This is a genomic window from Enterobacter sp. J49 (assembly GCF_002148625.1).
GTDB classification, from domain to species: domain Bacteria; phylum Pseudomonadota; class Gammaproteobacteria; order Enterobacterales; family Enterobacteriaceae; genus Enterobacter; species Enterobacter ludwigii.
In genome coordinates, this window is record NZ_MWPY01000030.1 from 53,017 (window position 1) to 69,578 (window position 16,562).

18 protein-coding genes and 1 riboswitch are annotated in these 16,562 nt (G+C 56.6%); of the genes, 6 read left to right on the forward strand and 12 right to left on the reverse strand.

Annotation, left to right across the window (positions count from 1 at the left end):
* Positions 1-1,107: an ABC transporter permease gene (locus BJP35_RS09085; RefSeq protein ID WP_014169231.1), complete on the forward strand. Its 1,107-nt coding sequence runs from the start codon at positions 1-3 to the stop codon at positions 1,105-1,107.
* On the opposite strand, the gene BJP35_RS09090 is transcribed toward BJP35_RS09085, so the two are convergent.
* Complete coding sequence (locus BJP35_RS09090) at positions 1,069-1,479, reverse strand: YbhQ family protein (protein ID WP_014169230.1); 411 nt, start codon at positions 1,477-1,479, stop codon at positions 1,069-1,071. The genes BJP35_RS09085 and BJP35_RS09090 overlap by 39 nt on opposite strands.
* 133 nt (positions 1,480-1,612) lie before the next feature.
* On the opposite strand from BJP35_RS09090, the gene BJP35_RS09095 reads away from it, so the two are divergent.
* From BJP35_RS09095 to BJP35_RS09105, 3 genes are read left to right on the forward strand one after another with little or no spacing between them, the layout of a single operon-like run.
* The gene (locus BJP35_RS09095; protein WP_014169229.1) at positions 1,613-2,374 is read left to right on the forward strand and encodes an endonuclease/exonuclease/phosphatase family protein; all 762 of its coding nucleotides are present in this window, start codon (positions 1,613-1,615) and stop codon (positions 2,372-2,374) included.
* Positions 2,371-3,612: a cardiolipin synthase ClsB gene (gene clsB, locus BJP35_RS09100; RefSeq protein WP_014169228.1), complete on the forward strand. Its 1,242-nt coding sequence runs from the start codon at positions 2,371-2,373 to the stop codon at positions 3,610-3,612. Before BJP35_RS09095 ends, clsB begins: the two co-directional genes overlap by 4 nt.
* Positions 3,612-4,574 carry a YbhN family protein gene (locus tag BJP35_RS09105; RefSeq protein WP_047743859.1) on the forward strand — a complete coding sequence of 321 codons (963 nt, stop codon included), beginning with the start codon at positions 3,612-3,614 and terminating at the stop codon, positions 4,572-4,574. The genes clsB and BJP35_RS09105 overlap by 1 nt, the downstream gene beginning before the upstream one ends.
* Positions 4,575-4,632: 58 nt before the next feature.
* Here the strand turns inward: BJP35_RS09105 and BJP35_RS09110 are convergent, their stop codons facing one another.
* The 6 genes from BJP35_RS09110 to moaA form a co-directional block, all read right to left on the reverse strand.
* Positions 4,633-5,340, reverse strand: coding sequence for a Bax inhibitor-1/YccA family protein (locus BJP35_RS09110; RefSeq protein ID WP_014169226.1), 708 nt, complete (start codon positions 5,338-5,340; stop codon positions 4,633-4,635).
* 58 nt (positions 5,341-5,398) lie between these two features.
* Complete coding sequence (moaE, locus tag BJP35_RS09115; protein ID WP_014169225.1) at positions 5,399-5,851, reverse strand: molybdopterin synthase catalytic subunit MoaE; 453 nt, start codon at positions 5,849-5,851, stop codon at positions 5,399-5,401.
* Position 5,852: 1 nt separating this feature from the next.
* Positions 5,853-6,098, reverse strand: a complete 246-nt coding sequence (gene moaD / locus BJP35_RS09120) for a molybdopterin synthase sulfur carrier subunit (RefSeq protein ID WP_020884929.1) — start codon at positions 6,096-6,098, stop codon at positions 5,853-5,855.
* Entirely contained in the window at positions 6,091-6,576 is a 486-nt protein-coding gene (moaC, locus tag BJP35_RS09125; RefSeq protein WP_008501142.1) for a cyclic pyranopterin monophosphate synthase MoaC, read from the reverse strand. Before moaC ends, moaD begins: the two co-directional genes overlap by 8 nt.
* A 3-nt stretch (positions 6,577-6,579) precedes the next feature.
* Entirely contained in the window at positions 6,580-7,092 is a 513-nt protein-coding gene (gene moaB / locus BJP35_RS09130) for a molybdenum cofactor biosynthesis protein B (RefSeq protein WP_020884931.1), read from the reverse strand.
* 24 nt (positions 7,093-7,116) lie between these two features.
* The gene (gene moaA, locus BJP35_RS09135) at positions 7,117-8,106 is read right to left on the reverse strand and encodes a GTP 3',8-cyclase MoaA (RefSeq protein WP_032677720.1); all 990 of its coding nucleotides are present in this window, start codon (positions 8,104-8,106) and stop codon (positions 7,117-7,119) included.
* A riboswitch (molybdenum cofactor riboswitch) is annotated at positions 8,094-8,228 on the reverse strand. (Overlaps the previous gene by 13 nt.)
* Before the next feature lie 226 nt (positions 8,229-8,454).
* On the opposite strand from moaA, the gene yvcK reads away from it, so the two are divergent.
* Positions 8,455-9,363, forward strand: coding sequence for a uridine diphosphate-N-acetylglucosamine-binding protein YvcK (gene yvcK, locus BJP35_RS09145; protein ID WP_020884933.1), 909 nt, complete (start codon positions 8,455-8,457; stop codon positions 9,361-9,363).
* Between the two features lie 86 nt (positions 9,364-9,449).
* On the opposite strand, the gene uvrB is transcribed toward yvcK, so the two are convergent.
* A complete protein-coding gene (gene uvrB, locus BJP35_RS09150; RefSeq protein WP_020884934.1) occupies positions 9,450-11,465 on the reverse strand; it encodes an excinuclease ABC subunit UvrB in 2,016 nt (671 codons plus the stop codon).
* Positions 11,466-12,216: 751 nt separating this feature from the next.
* Here uvrB and BJP35_RS09155 point away from each other — a divergent pair.
* On the forward strand, positions 12,217-12,939 hold the full coding sequence (locus BJP35_RS09155) for an ABC transporter ATP-binding protein (RefSeq protein WP_014169219.1): 723 nt from the start codon (positions 12,217-12,219) through the stop codon (positions 12,937-12,939).
* On the opposite strand, the gene bioD is transcribed toward BJP35_RS09155, so the two are convergent.
* Genes bioD through bioB form a run of 4 tightly spaced genes read right to left on the reverse strand, consistent with a single transcriptional unit; the run spans position 12,902 to position 16,529 of the window.
* Complete coding sequence (bioD, locus tag BJP35_RS09160; protein ID WP_047743862.1) at positions 12,902-13,603, reverse strand: dethiobiotin synthase; 702 nt, start codon at positions 13,601-13,603, stop codon at positions 12,902-12,904. The two genes, BJP35_RS09155 and bioD, sit on opposite strands and share 38 nt — an antisense overlap.
* Entirely contained in the window at positions 13,596-14,351 is a 756-nt protein-coding gene (gene bioC, locus BJP35_RS09165) for a malonyl-ACP O-methyltransferase BioC (protein WP_047743864.1), read from the reverse strand. Before bioC ends, bioD begins: the two co-directional genes overlap by 8 nt.
* Positions 14,335-15,492 carry an 8-amino-7-oxononanoate synthase gene (bioF, locus tag BJP35_RS09170; RefSeq protein ID WP_047743866.1) on the reverse strand — a complete coding sequence of 386 codons (1,158 nt, stop codon included), beginning with the start codon at positions 15,490-15,492 and terminating at the stop codon, positions 14,335-14,337. The genes bioC and bioF overlap by 17 nt, the downstream gene beginning before the upstream one ends.
* Positions 15,489-16,529, reverse strand: coding sequence for a biotin synthase BioB (bioB, locus tag BJP35_RS09175; protein ID WP_014169215.1), 1,041 nt, complete (start codon positions 16,527-16,529; stop codon positions 15,489-15,491). Before bioB ends, bioF begins: the two co-directional genes overlap by 4 nt.
* Between the last annotated feature and the right edge of the window lie 33 nt (positions 16,530-16,562).

Consider the following 16,562-nt stretch of genomic DNA (forward strand, 5'->3'; position numbering starts at 1 on the left):
ATGTTTCACCGTTTATGGACATTGATACGCAAAGAGCTGCAGTCGCTGCTGCGCGAGCCGCAGACGCGCGCCATTCTGGTATTACCGGTGTTGCTTCAGGTGTTGCTCTTCCCGTTTGCCGCCACGCTGGAGGTGACTAACGCCACCATTGCTATCTACAACGAAGATAACGGCAAACATTCCGTCGAATTGACGCAGCGTTTCGCCCGGGCGAAGGCTTTTACCCACATCCTGCTGCTGAAAAGCCCCCAGGAGATCCAGCCCACCATCGATACGCAAAAAGCATTATTGCTGGTGCGTTTTCCGGCCGATTTTTCCCGCAACCTGGATACCTTCCAGACGGCACCAATGCAGTTAATCCTCGACGGGCGCAACTCCAACAGCGCCCAGATTGCAGCCAACTATCTTCAGCAGGTGGTGAAAGATTACCAACAGGAGTTGATGGACGGGAAACCAAAACCTAACAACAGCGAGCTGGTGGTGCGCAACTGGTATAACCCGAATCTGGATTACAAATGGTTCGTGGTGCCATCGCTGATCGCCATGATCACCACCATCGGAGTGATGATCGTAACGTCGCTCTCCGTCGCCCGTGAGCGCGAACAGGGGACGCTCGATCAGCTGCTGGTTTCCCCGCTCGCAACATGGCAAATTTTCGTCGGCAAAGCGGTTCCGGCGCTGATTGTCGCGACCTTCCAGGCCACCATCGTGCTGGGCGTGGGAATATGGGCCTACCAGATCCCGTTCGCCGGTTCGCTGGCGCTGTTCTACTTCACCATGGTGATTTACGGGCTGTCGCTGGTCGGGTTTGGACTGCTGATTTCCGCGCTCTGCTCTACCCAGCAGCAGGCATTTATTGGCGTGTTCGTCTTTATGATGCCGGCGATTTTGCTTTCGGGTTACGTCTCGCCCGTCGAGAACATGCCGGTATGGTTACAGGATTTGACGTGGATAAACCCGATTCGGCACTTCACGGATATCACCAAGCAGATCTATCTGAAGGATGCGAGTCTGGACATTGTCTGGGGAAGTTTGTGGCCGCTACTGATTATAGCGGCCACGACGGGCTCAGTGGCGTACGTGATGTTTAGACGAAACATCGCGTAGCTTTTTCTCTTTGGTCAGTAACGAGACCACGGCAGGCCCTGCGAGGATTGCCAGACCGGCCAGGGCCAGCAGCAGGTTGTTTTGCAGCACACGCGACAGCAACCAAAGCACAATCATCGCCGCACCAAAGTACCAGGTGGTGGTGAGCTCTTCGAGCACATCACCCACCTCACGCCAGCGTGCTTCGTGGTGGCGCTGTAAAAACAGCATCGACAGTACGGTGACGCCATAGAGGACGCATAGCCCTAAGCCGACCCGCACCAGCGTGCCGCTCATCCAGCCCATCACCAGTACGGCCACGACCAGTAAATGCAACATTATCTGCCAGCAACTCAGGCCAGTTGCGACACGAACGCGTTGTTGCCACTTCATGGCTTCTCTCCTGAAGGATTTTTCTCTGCTTAATCAGACTACCGCACTTTACGGAAAATTCCGTAACACCGCATCTTTTTGTGACGCCTACTACACTTTATTTTCATCGGGATAGTCACCCTGGAAGGAACGTATGACCAAAAAAATGCAGCATTTCTCGCTTAAAGTGCTGACGATAAACATTCATAAAGGCTTCACAGCATTTAACCGCCGCTTCATTTTACCGGAGCTGCGCGACGCGGTACGCACCGTCAGCGCGGACATTGTCTGCCTTCAGGAAGTCATGGGCGCGCACGAAGTGCATCCGCTTCACTTTGAAAACTGGCCGGACACCCCGCACTACGAATTCCTGGCCGACACCATGTGGAGTGATTACGCCTACGGGCGCAACGCGGTGTACCCGGAAGGGCATCACGGTAATGCGGTGCTGTCACGTTTTCCCATCGAACATTACGAGAACCGCGACGTCTCTGTGGGTGAAAGTGAAAAACGCGGGCTGCTTTACTGCCGCATCGCCCCGCCGGACCTGGCGTTCCCGGTGCACGTGGGCTGTGTTCATCTGGGCCTGCGCGAAGCCCATCGCCAGGCACAGCTAAAAATGCTGGCCGAATGGACCAATGCCCTGCCCGAAGGTGAACCCGTGGTCGTGGCCGGTGATTTCAACGACTGGCGGCAGCGGGCTAACCATCCGTTGAAGGTTGATGCGGGACTTGAGGAGATTTTCACCCGTGCAAACGGCAGGCCTGCACGCACCTTTCCGGTACGGTTCCCGTTTTTGCGACTCGACAGAATCTACGTGAAAAACGCCCATGCCAGCAGCCCGACTGCACTGGCGTTACTTAACTGGCGACATCTTTCCGACCATGCGCCGCTCAGCGCGGAGATCCACTTATGAAATGTTCATGGCAGGAAGGCAACCGGATCACGCTGCTGGTCAACGGGGATGAATATTACCCCGCGGTGTTTGACGCGATTGACCACGCAAAGCAGAAAGTGATCCTTGAGACGTTTATCTGGTTCGAAGACGACGTCGGTAAGCAGTTGCACAGCGTGCTGCTGCGTGCTGCCCTGCGTGGCGTCAAAATCGAAGTGCTGCTGGATGGCTATGGCTCACCGGACCTCAGTGATGCGTTCGTCAATGAGCTCACCTCAGCAGGCGTCGTGTTCCGTTATTACGATCCTGGCCCTCGCCTTTTCGGCATGCGTACCAATCTTTTCCGCCGGATGCACCGCAAAATTGTGGTGGTGGATGAGACGGTAGCGTTTGTTGGCGGCATTAACTACTCCGCTGAACATATGTCCGATTACGGCCCGGAAGCCAAGCAGGATTACGCGATTCGCATTGAAGGACCGGTGGTGCAGGATATCCTGCTCTTTGAGCTGGAAAACCTGCCCGGTAAAGAGGCTGCCCGGCGCTGGTGGCAGCGCCGCCATCATCGTCCGGAAGAGAACCGTCACCCCGGTGAAGCGCAGGCGCTGTTTGTCTGGCGGGACAACGGTGAGCACCGGGACGACATTGAGCGGCATTACCTGAAGATGCTGGCGAATGCGAAGCGCGAAGTGATCATCGCCAACGCCTACTTTTTCCCGGGCTATCGCCTGCTGCATGCCATGCGCAATGCGGCCCGACGCGGCGTGCGCGTGAAGCTCATCGTTCAGGGCGAGCCGGACATGCAGATTGTCAAAATCGGTGCCCGGTTGCTGTACAACTATCTGGTGAAAGGTGGCGTACAAATTTACGAATATCGCCGCCGGCCGCTGCACGGCAAAGTAGCCCTGATGGACGATCACTGGGCCACCGTGGGCTCCAGCAATCTCGACCCGCTGAGTTTGTCACTCAATCTTGAAGCTAACCTGATCATCCACGATCGCCAGTTCAACCAGACTCTGAGGGATAACCTGCAGGCGTTGATCGTGAACGACTGCGTGCGCGTGGACGAATCCATGGTGCCCAAACGCACCTGGTGGAATCTGGGCATTAGCGTGGTGGTGTTCCACTTCCTGCGTCATTTCCCGGCGATGGTGGGCTGGCTGCCGGCGCACACGCCAAAACTTGCGCTAGTGGATCCGCCTGTCCAGCCCGAAATGGAAACCCAGGACCGCGTTGAAGCGGAAGATGGAGGGAAAACCTGATGTCGAAATCACATCCACGCTGGCGGCTGGCTAAAAAGATCCTCACCTGGCTGTTTTTCATCGCCGTCGCGGTTCTGCTGGTGGTTTACGCCCAGAAAGTTGACTGGGAAGAGGTGTGGAAAGTTATCCGCAACTACAACCGGCTGGTGCTGCTGGGCGCGGTGGGGCTAGTGATTGTGAGCTACCTTATGTACGGCTGCTATGACCTGCTGGGCCGCACCTACTGCGGCCATAAGCTTGCGAAGCGCCAGGTCATGCTGGTGTCGTTTATCTGTTACGCCTTTAACCTGACATTGAGTACCTGGGTGGGCGGGATCGGCATGCGCTATCGCCTTTACTCGCGCCTCGGCCTGCCGGGTGGGACCATTACGCGCATTTTTTCCCTCAGCATCACCACCAACTGGCTGGGTTACATTCTGCTCGGCGGGGTGATTTTCACCATCGGCGTGGTGCAATTGCCTGCGCACTGGTACATCGATGAAACCACGCTGCGGATTTTAGGCTTTGCATTACTGCTCATCATTGCGCTCTATCTTTGGGCCTGCGCCTTTGCCAAACGCCGACATATGACCATCAAGGGGCAAAAACTGGTGCTGCCTTCGTGGAAATTCGCGGTCCTGCAGATGGCCGTGTCCAGCGCCAACTGGATGGCGATGGGGGCGATTATCTGGATGCTCATTGGTGAAGATGTGAATTACTTCTTTGTGCTGGGCGTGCTGCTGGTCAGCAGCATTGCCGGCGTGATCGTGCATATTCCGGCGGGGATTGGGGTGCTGGAGGCGGTATTTATCGCCCTGCTCGCCGGAGAGCATGTTTCACAGGGTACGATTATTGCCGCCCTGCTGGCCTACCGTATGCTCTATTACTTCCTGCCGCTGGCGCTGGCAACGGTATGTTATCTGGTGCTGGAGAGTCGGGCGAAGAAACTGCGGGCGAAGAATGAAAAAGCGTTAGCGAAGTGAGGTCTGGCGGGGGAACTTACCCGGCCTGCGCAACGCAGGTCGGGTAAGGGAAACACCCTTAACGACGGTTGCCTAAAATACGCAGCAACATCAGGAACAGGTTGATGAAGTCCAGATACAGCGTCAGGGCGCCCAGAATCGCGTATTTGCGCAGGTTTGAGCTGTCGCGTACGTCAATCTGTTCGCCAATATTTTTCAGCTTCTGAGTGTCGTAGGCCGTCAAACCGACGAAGATCACCACCCCGATATAGGTCACCGCCCACATCAGCGCTTCACTCTTCAGCCACAGGTTCACCAGCGACGCCAGCACAATCCCAATCAGCCCCATAAACAGCATGCTGCCGAAACCACTCAGGTCACGCTTCGTGGTGTAGCCGTAGAGGCTCATCGCACCAAACATCCCGCCAGCGACCACAAACGTGCTGGCGATGGAGGAATAGGTATACACGATGAAGATGCTGGAGAGCGTCAGCCCCGTCAGTGCCGAATAGAGCATAAACAGCGTGGTCGCCATTCCGGCGCTCAGCTTCTGCACCAGGCCGGACAGAACAAAGACCAGCGCCAGTTGCGCGATGATCAGCCCAAAGAAGGTGATTTTGCTCGAGAAGATAAACATCATCAGCTCAGGCGTGTTGGCTGCATACCATGCGATAAAGGCGGTCAGCAGTAAACCGACCGTCATCCAGCCATAAACCTGAGCCATATACGTCTGCAGCCCGGTACGGGTCTGCTGTACTATTGAATCGGAACGCGGAAATCGGTCCATGATTCACTCCTGATTAAGTAGACACACATGTTAAGACTAACACATCCACGCAAACCGACTACCAACGACTGGCGGCTTCTTTGTCGCTGTCACGCGACTCAACCCACCTGTCGCCTTCCGGCGTCGCTTCACGTTTCCAGAATGGCGCTTTGGTTTTGAGGTAATCCATAATGAACTCCCCTGCTGCAAAGGCGCTACTACGATGGGCACTGGTCACGCCGACAAAAACGATTTCCTCACCAGGCCACATTTCACCAATACGGTGGATAACCGTCACTCGCCCGAGCGGCCAGCGGCCACGCGCCTGTTCAACGATCTCCGCGAGGGATTTCTCCGTCATGCCCGGATAGTGTTCCAGCGTCAGCGCCTTTACGCTGTCGCCGAGATTATGGTTACGCACTTTGCCGGTGAAGGTGACAACCGCACCGTCTTCGTCACGCTCTGCCAGCCAGTCATATTCTGTACCAACGCTGAAACGATCATGACCTACCAGAATTCGGGTTTCAGCCATCTTAGCCCCCTGTCACCGGCGGGAAGAAGGCCACTTCATCCCCGGCCGTCAGCGGATGGGTCAGCTCCACCAGCGTCTGGTTAACCGCGGCCAGCAGCTTGCCTTCATCCAGCGCCAGCGCCCAGCGGTCGCTTTGCGCGGCAAGATGCGCACGCAGGTCGGCAACGGTGTCAAAGGGGGCATCAAGCGTCAGGCTGTCGGTGCCCACCAGCTCGCGGACCTGAGCAAAAAAGAGCACCTTAATCATGGCTGTCCACCTTAAAATCACCGGATTTACCACCGCTTTTCGCCAGCAAACGAACCGGGCCAATCACCATATCTTTCTGCACCGCTTTGCACATGTCATAGATAGTCAACGCGGCGACAGAGGCCGCCGTCAGGGCTTCCATCTCAACCCCGGTTTTCCCGGTTAAGCGGCAGAGCGACTCGATGCGCACGCGGTTGTGCTCCGGCTGCGCCTGCAGGTTGACTTCCACCTTGCTCAACATCAGCGGGTGGCAGAGCGGAATTAAGTCCCAGGTGCGTTTCGCAGCCTGGATCCCGGCGATGCGGGCGGTGGCAAAGACGTCGCCTTTGTGATGGCTGCCGTCAATAATCATCGCCAGGGTCTCTGGCAACATGGTCACGAAGGCTTCAGCACGCGCTTCACGCACCGTTTCGGCTTTGGCGGAGACATCCACCATATGTGCTTCGCCAGCGGCGTTAATGTGGGTCAGTTGCGACATAACTTATTTCTTTAAATGGGGATGGAAATTACACGGACGGGTACGGGCATCCAGCTGCGGCGCAATGATATTTTCCCACGCGGTGCGACACGCTTTTGTCGAGCCGGGCATGGCAAAAATCAACGTGCCGTTCGCCACACCGGCAACCGCACGCGACTGCAGCGTGGAGGTGCCAATCTCTTCAAACGAGAGCATGCGGAACACTTCACCAAAGCCTTCCACTTCCCGGTCAAACAGCGGGACGAGTGCCTCGGGAGCCTGGTCGCCTGTGGTAAAACCGGTGCCACCGGTGATCAGCACCACCTGCACCTCATCGCTGGCAATCCACTGAGAGACCCGTGCACGAATGGCATAACGGTTCTCTTTCACGATCGCCTTATCAACAATACTGTGCCCGGCATCATGTGCCGCATCGCGCAGCCAGTGGCCGGAGGTGTCATCCTCTTCACCGCGGCGGTCGGAAACGGTAAGAATAGCAATGCGTGTCGGGATAAATTCCGCGCTAACCTGACTCATCTTCTGGTTCCTTCTTAAGCCTGATTACCCGCCAATGTAGGACAGGTTCTGAGTAATGCCGGTGTTGCCCTGATGCAGGAAGTGGGTCTGTTTTTTGTGCGTCAGAGCTTCAGAAATCCGCGCTTCAAGCGCGGCCTGTTGGGCGTCTTCCGCCAGCAGATCGCGAAGGTCGACACCGCCATCCCCGAACAGGCACAGATGCAGCTTACCAACGGAGGAGACGCGAAGACGGTTACAGCTGGCACAGAAGTCTTTCTCATACGGCATGATAAGCCCGATTTCCCCTTCGTAATCCGGGTGACAAAAGACCTGCGCCGGGCCGTCGCTGCGCTGACGGATCTGGTGGATCCAGCCGCGTTTCAGCAGCTCATCACGCAACACCATGCCGGAGATGTGATGCCGACGGAACAGCTCACTGCCCTCGCCGGTTTCCATCAGCTCGATAAAACGCAACTGGATGGGGCGGGATTTGATCCACGCCAGGAAGGTATCAAGCTGGTGATGGTTGACGTCACGCATCAGCACCGTATTGACTTTGACCTTCTGGAACCCGGCACTGAATGCCGCGTCAATTCCGTCCATCACCTGGCGGAATTTATCCTGGCCGGTAATGGCATGAAACTGGCGGGCATCGAGGCTGTCCACGCTGACGTTGATGGCGGTTAAGCCCGCGTCGCGCCAGGCCGCAACGTCGCGAGCCATGCGGTACCCGTTGGTGGTGACCGCAATCTGACGGATACGATCGTTCTCACGCACCGCAGCAATGATATCGGGGAAATCACGACGCAGAGAGGGTTCCCCTCCGGTCAGGCGGACCTTTTCCGTGCCGAGTTCAGAGAATGCGCGCGTGACGCGGCGCACTTCGTCCACGGAGAGAAAGCCGTTATTGGTGACGCTGCCCGGTTTGTAGCCATCGGGCAGGCAGTAGGTGCAACGGAAGTTGCACACATCGGTAATCGACAGACGTAAGTAAAAAAACTTACGCGCGAATGCATCAGTAAGTTGTGAAGCCATGTACACCTTTCCAGAGACGGGAGGCACAGTCATTTCTTTCTGTACCCTGGTGGCATATTCGCCACGGCCAGGACGCCATATCTTTCGACACAGGCGCCAGGGCTCGAGTGTATGTTTTCAAATTTGAAAACGTGGTTATGGCGATAGTAGCGCGGAAATCTTCCCTTCGCCATTATCACTTAACGCTATATAACCATATACATAACGACATAATCGTGTATTTTCGCTACAGAATACCTAAAAACAGCATGTTCACATTGATATACGTCATTTTGCGCCGGGTGAGGCATCGTCTTTTAGGGGTAGTTAAGGTAGTGTTACGCAGATCGAACGTGATAAGGAATGTGTATGCGCAATCGCACTTTTGCGGATCTTGACCGTGTTGTCGCTCTTGGCGGAGGCCATGGTCTGGGGCGAGTGATGTCTTCTCTGTCTTCACTTGGCTCAAGGCTGACAGGGATAGTGACAACCACGGATAATGGCGGCTCCACCGGGCGTATTCGACGCGCGGAAGGGGGTATCGCCTGGGGCGATATGCGTAATTGTCTGAACCAGTTAATTACCGAGCCGAGCGTCGCTTCGGCGATGTTTGAGTACCGTTTTGGCGGTAACGGCGAACTTTCCGGGCATAACCTTGGAAATTTGATGCTTAAAGCGCTGGATCACCTGTCAGTGCGCCCGCTGGAAGCCATCAATTTGATCCGAAACCTGCTCAAGGTTGACGCGTTCCTGATCCCGATGTCCGAACAACCGGTCGATTTAATGGCAATCGATGCGGAAGGGCACGAGGTTTATGGCGAAGTGAACATCGACCAGCTTACCGTGCCGCCAAAAGAGCTGATGACCTACCCAAGCGTGCCCGCCACGCGTGAAGCCATTGAGGCCATCGGCGAAGCGGATTTGATTTTGATTGGGCCGGGCAGTTTTTACACCAGCCTGATGCCCATTTTACTGGTCAAAGAGCTGGCACAGGCCCTGCGCAGAACGCCCGCCCCCATGGTTTACATCGGCAATTTAGGCCGTGAGCTGAGCCCGGCGGCGGCCAGCCTGTCGCTGGCGGACAAACTGAATCTGATGGAGCAGTACGTCGGGAAGAAAATCATCGATGGCGTGGTGGTCGGCCCGAAAGTTGATGTATCAGGGATTGGCGATCGCGTGGTGGTGCAGGAGCCGCTGGAAGCGAGCGATATTAAATATCGCCACGACCGTCACCTGCTGCGTGAAGCGCTGGAGAAGGCGATTCAGGACCTGGGATAGAAATTATGCCTTCACCCAACTTCTCTCCCACGGGAGAGAGCAAACACTAAAAAAATGACAGCCTGCGGCTGTCATTTTGCTTTTACCTAGGAGGCGGCAATAAACAGATCGCGCAGTTGATGCAGCTGGTCGCGGATTTGCGCGGCCTCTTCGAATTCGAGGTTCTGCGCATGCTGCATCATCTGCCCTTCCAGTTCGTGGATTTTCTGCTGCAGCGCTTTTGGCGTCAGCTCGACGGTATCCGGCTCAACCACTGAACGCGCTTTCCCGCGCCCTTTCGCTTTGGTCTTCGCAATGTTCTGACCCAGCGCCAGAATATCCACCACTTTCTTGTTCAGGCCCTGCGGCGTAATGCCGTGCTCTTCGTTGTAACGCTGCTGTTTCTCACGACGACGCTCCGTTTCGCCAATTGCTTTCGCCATTGACGGGGTAATTTTGTCACCGTAAAGGATCGCTTTACCGTTAACGTTACGCGCGGCACGGCCAATGGTCTGGATCAGGGAGCGTTCAGAACGCAGGAAGCCTTCTTTGTCGGCATCCAGAATCGCCACCAGCGAGACTTCCGGCATATCCAGGCCTTCTCGCAGCAGGTTGATACCCACCAGCACGTCAAACTCGCCCAGACGCAGGTCGCGGATGATCTCCATACGCTCGACGGTATCGATATCCGAGTGGAGGTAACGCACCCGCTCACCGTGCTCCTCAAGATACTCGGTGAGATCTTCCGCCATGCGCTTGGTCAACGTCGTTACCAGCACGCGCTCGTTGATGGCCGCGCGGATACGGATTTCTGACAGCAGATCGTCAACCTGAGTGGCGACCGGACGCACCTCGATAATCGGATCCAGCAGCCCGGTCGGACGCACGACCTGGTCAACCACCTCATCGCCCGATTTTTCAAGCTCGTAGTTGCCCGGCGTAGCCGAGACGTAGATGGTTTGCGGTGCCAGCGCCTCAAATTCTTCAAACTTCATGGGACGGTTATCCAGCGCCGATGGCAGACGGAAACCATACTCCACCAGCGTCTCTTTACGCGCCCGGTCACCGCGATACATCCCGCCAATTTGCGGGATAGTCACGTGAGATTCGTCGATCACCAGCAGACCGTCTGCCGGCAGATAGTCAAACAGCGTCGGCGGTGGCTCGCCCGGACCACGCCCGGAGAGGAAACGTGAGTAGTTTTCGATACCGGAGCAGTAGCCCAGCTCGTTCATCATCTCCAGGTCAAACTGGGTGCGCTGGCTCAGGCGTTGCTCTTCCAGCAGCTTATTATTCGCCAGAAGCACCTTACGGCGGTCTGCCAGTTCAACTTTGATCTCTTCCATCGCCTGCACGATACGCTCGCGTGGCGTCACGTAGTGCGTTTTCGGGTAGATGGTATAGCGCTGAACAACCGACTCGACGTGGCCGGTCAGCGGGTCAAACAGCGACAGGCGTTCAACTTCTTCGTCAAACAGCTCAACGCGCAGGGCGATATCGTCCGACTCTGCCGGGAAGATATCAATCACCTCGCCGCGCACGCGGAAGGTACCGCGCTGGAACGCCTGATCGTTACGGGTGTACTGCAGCTCTGTCAGACGGCGTAAAATAGCGCGCTGATCGATGATCATCCCCTGGGTCAGGTGCAGCATCATCTTGAGATAGAGATCCGGATCGCCCAGACCGTAGATAGCCGACACTGACGCCACCACCACCACATCGCGACGCTCAAGGAGCGCCTTCGTCGCCGACAGACGCATCTGCTCAATGTGTTCGTTCACCGAGGCATCTTTCTCAATGAAGGTGTCAGAGCTCGGGACATACGCTTCAGGCTGGTAGTAATCGTAGTAGGAGACAAAATATTCCACGGCGTTATCCGGGAAGAACTCTTTCATCTCACCGTAAAGCTGAGCGGCCAGGGTTTTGTTTGGGGCCAGCACCATCGTGGGGCGCTGCAGATCGGCGATAACGTTGGCAATGGTAAACGTTTTGCCCGAACCGGTTACCCCCAGCAGCGTCTGGTGCGCCAGCCCATCTTCCAGCCCCTCTTCGAGACGTCGGATCGCCTCAGGCTGATCGCCGGAAGGACGGAATGCAGAATTCAATTTGAACGGTTTACTCATGGGCGACAACCTGATGACGTTATAAGCGGCAGGTGAGTAATTTTACTCGTTGCTGCCAGGAATGCCAGTAAAAAACACTGGATGAAAAACCAGTAGCATGTCAGGATATTTAGAGTACCGGCAGGGTGATTAGCGCGATAGCGGTCAAAATTTGGACCGTGACAACATAAAACACCAGTCAGGACGGGTTATCCCCAGAACTTTTTCTTTTTTAACATTTGTCAAGCCAGGTAATGATAGTTTTATGGCAACAGGTGACACTTTCATTACGGCAATTGCTTTTATCTAACCAATTAAATATTAAGCGATATTTTCTAAAGCCGCGTTTCGCGCCAATTTGGTCGTAACCCGCGTCTTCTCTCGCTTATCGCGTGTTTTCTAACTCTAATGCACATGGTTATCCACAGGAATAGTGGATAACTGCTTCCAGCCCGTGCAGACCGCCGCTCAGCAAATTCCCGACTTTTCCCACGAAACGGCAGCAAAAATTTTTTATAGCTATTTTTTGCTGATAAACAGTTGTGTCATTCATAACCAACCGATGCGATCTTGCTCACATTTCCACCATTTTAACCCTGCACCACAACTCATCACGTCCGGCACCGCGGATGTGCAAAGGGGGTAATCACACACCGCTTATCCAGGACAAATTCCTAAAAAAGCCTCTTTTTTAATCAATTTAGGGTTTCTGGCAGGAGTTTTGCACATCCCACAATGAGCCTCATCCACACAGATTTTTAAGGAGAGAAAGATGTTGAGTCTGCGTGCAGTTAACCAGTTTTACGGAAGCCAACATACGCTATGGAACGTGGATTTAGATTTTCCCAAAGGCATGTGTACAGGCGTTGTTGGCCTGCCGGGGATGGGCAAAACGACCCTGATGAATTGCATCGCCGGGAAAGTGCCTGTCGACAGCGGCACCATCATCTGGCACGAAGCCGGTGCACCGCCGCGAGATTTGCTTAGCCAGACGCCAGAACCCTTCGCTGGCCCGGGAATAGGCTATGTCCCGCAGGACAGGCGGATTTTCTCCCAGTTAACCATTGATGAAAATCTGCATATCGCCATGCGCGCGACAGGGAAACCAGACCCTGAAGCGAAAAGTGACGTTTACGACCTCTTTCCGGAACTCTATGCGCTGCGACAAACCCGGGCCAACACGCTTTCGCCAGACGACCAGTATCAGCTGGCGCTGGCCAATGCGCTGGTCATCCGTCCGCGGATGCTGATTCTGGATGAACCGATGCATGGCGCGGGCCACAGCTTCGCCCAGAAGCTGAGCCAGCTGCTGGTGCGGTTAAACCGGGAACTGGGAATGACGGTGTTGTTAGCTGAGCAGCAGCTGTCGTTTATCCGCCGGGTCGCGGAGCGCTTTTGCATGCTGTATCGCGGGCGTAACGTGGCCCAGGGCCACGTTAACGAGCTGGACGACGAGCTTATCGCACACTGGATGTCGCTGGAGGCAAGACGCTGAGATCGAGGTAATGCCCGGTTTCAGCGCACCCGGCAGTGTCAGCCAGCCACGGGATCTCCCCAAGAAACGGCGCAGGAAGCACCCGCTTCAGCGTTGCCAGATACTCCTGATGTCGCCTGCCCGGCGCAACCACGTCGTTGGCTATCCAGCCGGCCAGGCGCAGCCCGGCCTGCTGAACGGCCTGGGCAGTCAGCATCGCATGGTTGATACAGCCGAGTTTGACCCCTACCACCAGGATTACCGGCAGCTGCTCGATTTGCACCCAGTCAGCAAAGGTCTGGTCCGCCGAAAGTGGCGTAAACCAGCCACCGGCGCCCTCCACCAGTACCCAGTCAGCCTGGCGTTCAAGGGCGCGTAACCCGGCAGAAAGCACGGCAAAATCAATCGGGCGACCTTCATCGGCGCTGATAATATGCGGCGAGGTGGGCTCGGCAAAGGTGTACGGATTCACCGCTGAATAGGCAAGTTCAAGCGTGCTGTTACGCTGGAGCGCCAGCGCGTCGGTATTGCGTAACCCGTGCGCCGTCATCTCGCTGCCGGAGGCGACAGGCTTATATCCGGCGGTGGTTTTTCCCTGCATGCGCGCCGCCTGCAGCAGCGCTGAGCTGGCAACCGTCTTGCCCACTTCGGTATCTGTTCCGGTGACAAAATAACGTTCAGTCACGTTCAATAATCCCATGAAAAAGTTGATATGAGAGCGGGAACAGCCCCCGCTGCTGCGGCCACGCCAGCTCCAGACGCTGCAACTGGCCGCGGGTAAGAGGTTTCTTTTCACGCCCCGCATGCAGATGGGTCGCGCCAATGCCCTTCAGGGAGCGCATGGCGCTGAAGGCATCGTCGAAATTCAGTGTAATGGTCTGCTCAGCACAGCGATAGCGCCATCCCGCCAGCGCGTGGATGACCTGCTCGTGCGGCAAAAAACGGTTAGCGTGAGGTTGTTCATCCACCGCTTTCCACGCCTGATTGAGCTCCGGTAAAGAGCTTTCCAGCAGCGTGGTGAAGGCCACGCATCCACCCGGGCGCGCCACGCGATAAAGCTCGTTTAATGCCTGCGGGAGACTACTGCACCACTGTACCGCCAGATGGCTCCAGACCAGATCAAACCGCGCATCCGGCAGCGGAATGGACTCAATATCGGCAACCAGATAGTGGTGCGCGGCCTGCTGCTGACGGGCCTCCTCAAGCATATCGGGCGACAGGTCGATGGCCGTCACCTCGCTGCCGGCCGCACGCCAGTGTCGGCTATTGGCACCCGGCCCACACCCGGCGTCCAGCACCTGAGGGAACCGGGTCTCGTCGAGTAAAGCAAGCAGACCCTGCGCGCTCTGACGCTGGAGTTCATCGTGCTGCGAATAGCTGCGCGCGGCCCGGCCAAATGCCGCCGCGATCGCCTGTTTATTCACGGGTGTCATGCAGCGCCTCCAGAAGTGCCTCGATATCCTCTGCTTCGTGCGCCGCCGTGAGCGTCAGACGCAGTCGGGCAGTGCCGGGCGGTACGGTTGGTGGACGAATAGCCGTCACCCATATCCCCCGCTCGCGAAGCGTCTGCGCCAGCGTGAGAGCCAGACCGTTTTCCCCCACCATCACCGGCTGGATTGCGCTCTGCGAATCGGTGCTCTGGAACGGGAGATGGCGTAACCCCTGGCGAAAACGCCGGATATGTTCCGCCAGACGCGCCCGTCGTTCCGCGCCTTCTGCGCTGCGGATCACCGCCAGTGATGCAGACAGCGCCACGGCCTGTGCGGGTGGCATACTGGTGCTGTAAATGAGATGACGGGCGAACTGCAGCAGATAGTCGGCGACAGACTCGCTGCACAACACGGCCGCCCCGCTCACGCCAAAACCTTTCCCGAAAGTCACCACCAGCAGTTCCGGCTTCACGTTTTGCTGATGGATGCTACCGCGCCCTTCCTCACCCATCACGCCAATACCATGCGCATCATCAACCAGCAGCCAGGCGTTTTGTCGCTGCGCCGTCTCATGCAGCGGACGCAGCGGTGCACTGTCGCCGTCCATGCTGAATACCCCTTCTGTGACCACCAGCTGCTGTCCGGTGCAGGGCTTATCGAGCAGGCCAGCAAGCTGAGCCGCATCGTTATGGGCAAAGCGGCGGAGCTGCGCAGGGCTTAAACTTGCCGCTTCCAGCAGCGAGGCGTGACTTAAGCGGTCGGCAACAATGCGGTCGTCCTTGCCCATTAGCGCGGTGATGACCGCCTGGTTGGCGGCAAAACCTGAAATGAACAGCAACGCACGCGGATACCCCAGCCAGTCGGCAAGGGCCTCCTCCAGCGCCTGATGCGCCGTGGTGTAGCCGCTGACATGCCCCGAACCGCCGCTGCCGACGCCAAACCGCTCCGCCCCCTGCTGCCAGGCGCGGACGATTGCCGGGTGCTGGCTCAGCCCGAGATAATCATTGCTGGAGAAATTGCAAAACTGCCGGCCCTCGCGGGTGAGAAAACGGCCTGCGCCGTTTTCTACCACGTTGCGAACGCGAAAGGCATCTGCCGCCCGCCGTTCTTCAAGCGCGGAATGGATACGTGCCTGCCAGGTCATACGGTTGCCGCGTTGTAGAACTGGTCAGTATCGGCGTTGAAAATCTGCTGCTCCAGCTGCTGCTGTTGCTCGTTATCCCCCGTCAGGACGTCGGTCTGATGCGGGTTCAGCCCCAGCTTGCGGAACAACTGGACGTCTTTGTCCTCTTCCGGGTTCGGGGTGGTCAGCAGTTTGCAGCCGTAGAAGATGGAGTTGGCCCCGGCCATAAAGCACATCGCCTGCGTCTGCTCGCTCATCTGCTCACGACCCGCCGAGAGGCGCACGTAGGAGGTCGGCATCATGATACGCGCCACCGCAATGGTGCGGATAAAATCAAATGCATCCACGTCTTCGTTATCCGCCAGTGGCGTACCTTTAACTTTCACCAGCATGTTGATCGGCACGCTTTCCGGCGGCGTGGGCAGGTTCGCCAGCTGCAGCAGAAGACCCGCACGGTCTTTCACCGTTTCGCCCAGTCCCACAATCCCGCCGGAACAGACTTTGATGCCGGCGTCACGCACTTTATCCAGCGTGTCGAGACGCTCCTGATAGGTCCGCGTGGTGATGATATTGCCGTAAAATTCAGGGGAGGTGTCGAGGTTGTGGTTGTAGTAATCCAGCCCTGCTGCGGAAAGGCGTTGCGCCTGCTCTTCGTTCAGCGTGCCAAGGGTCATGCAGGCTTCCAGCCCCATCTCTTTCACCCCTTTCACCATCTGCTCCAGATACGGCATGTCGCGATCGTGCGGGTTTTTCCATGCCGCGCCCATACAGAATCGAGTTGAGCCTGCATTTTTCGCCTTACGGGCGGAGTCGAGTACCTGCTCCACTTCCATCAGACGTTCAGATTCAAGCCCGGTTTTATAGCGCGCACTCTGCGGGCAGTATTTGCAATCTTCTGGGCATGCGCCGGTCTTGATCGACAGCAGCGTACTGACCTGCACATGGCGTGGATCGAAGTGCTGACGATGCACCTGTTGGGCTTCAAACATCAGCTCAAGGAAAGGTTTATTGAATAATTCAGTAACTTGCGACATCGTCCAGCGTGCGTGGTGAGCCATGGGGCTTCTCCAAAGGGTTTTGTTAATTTTCAG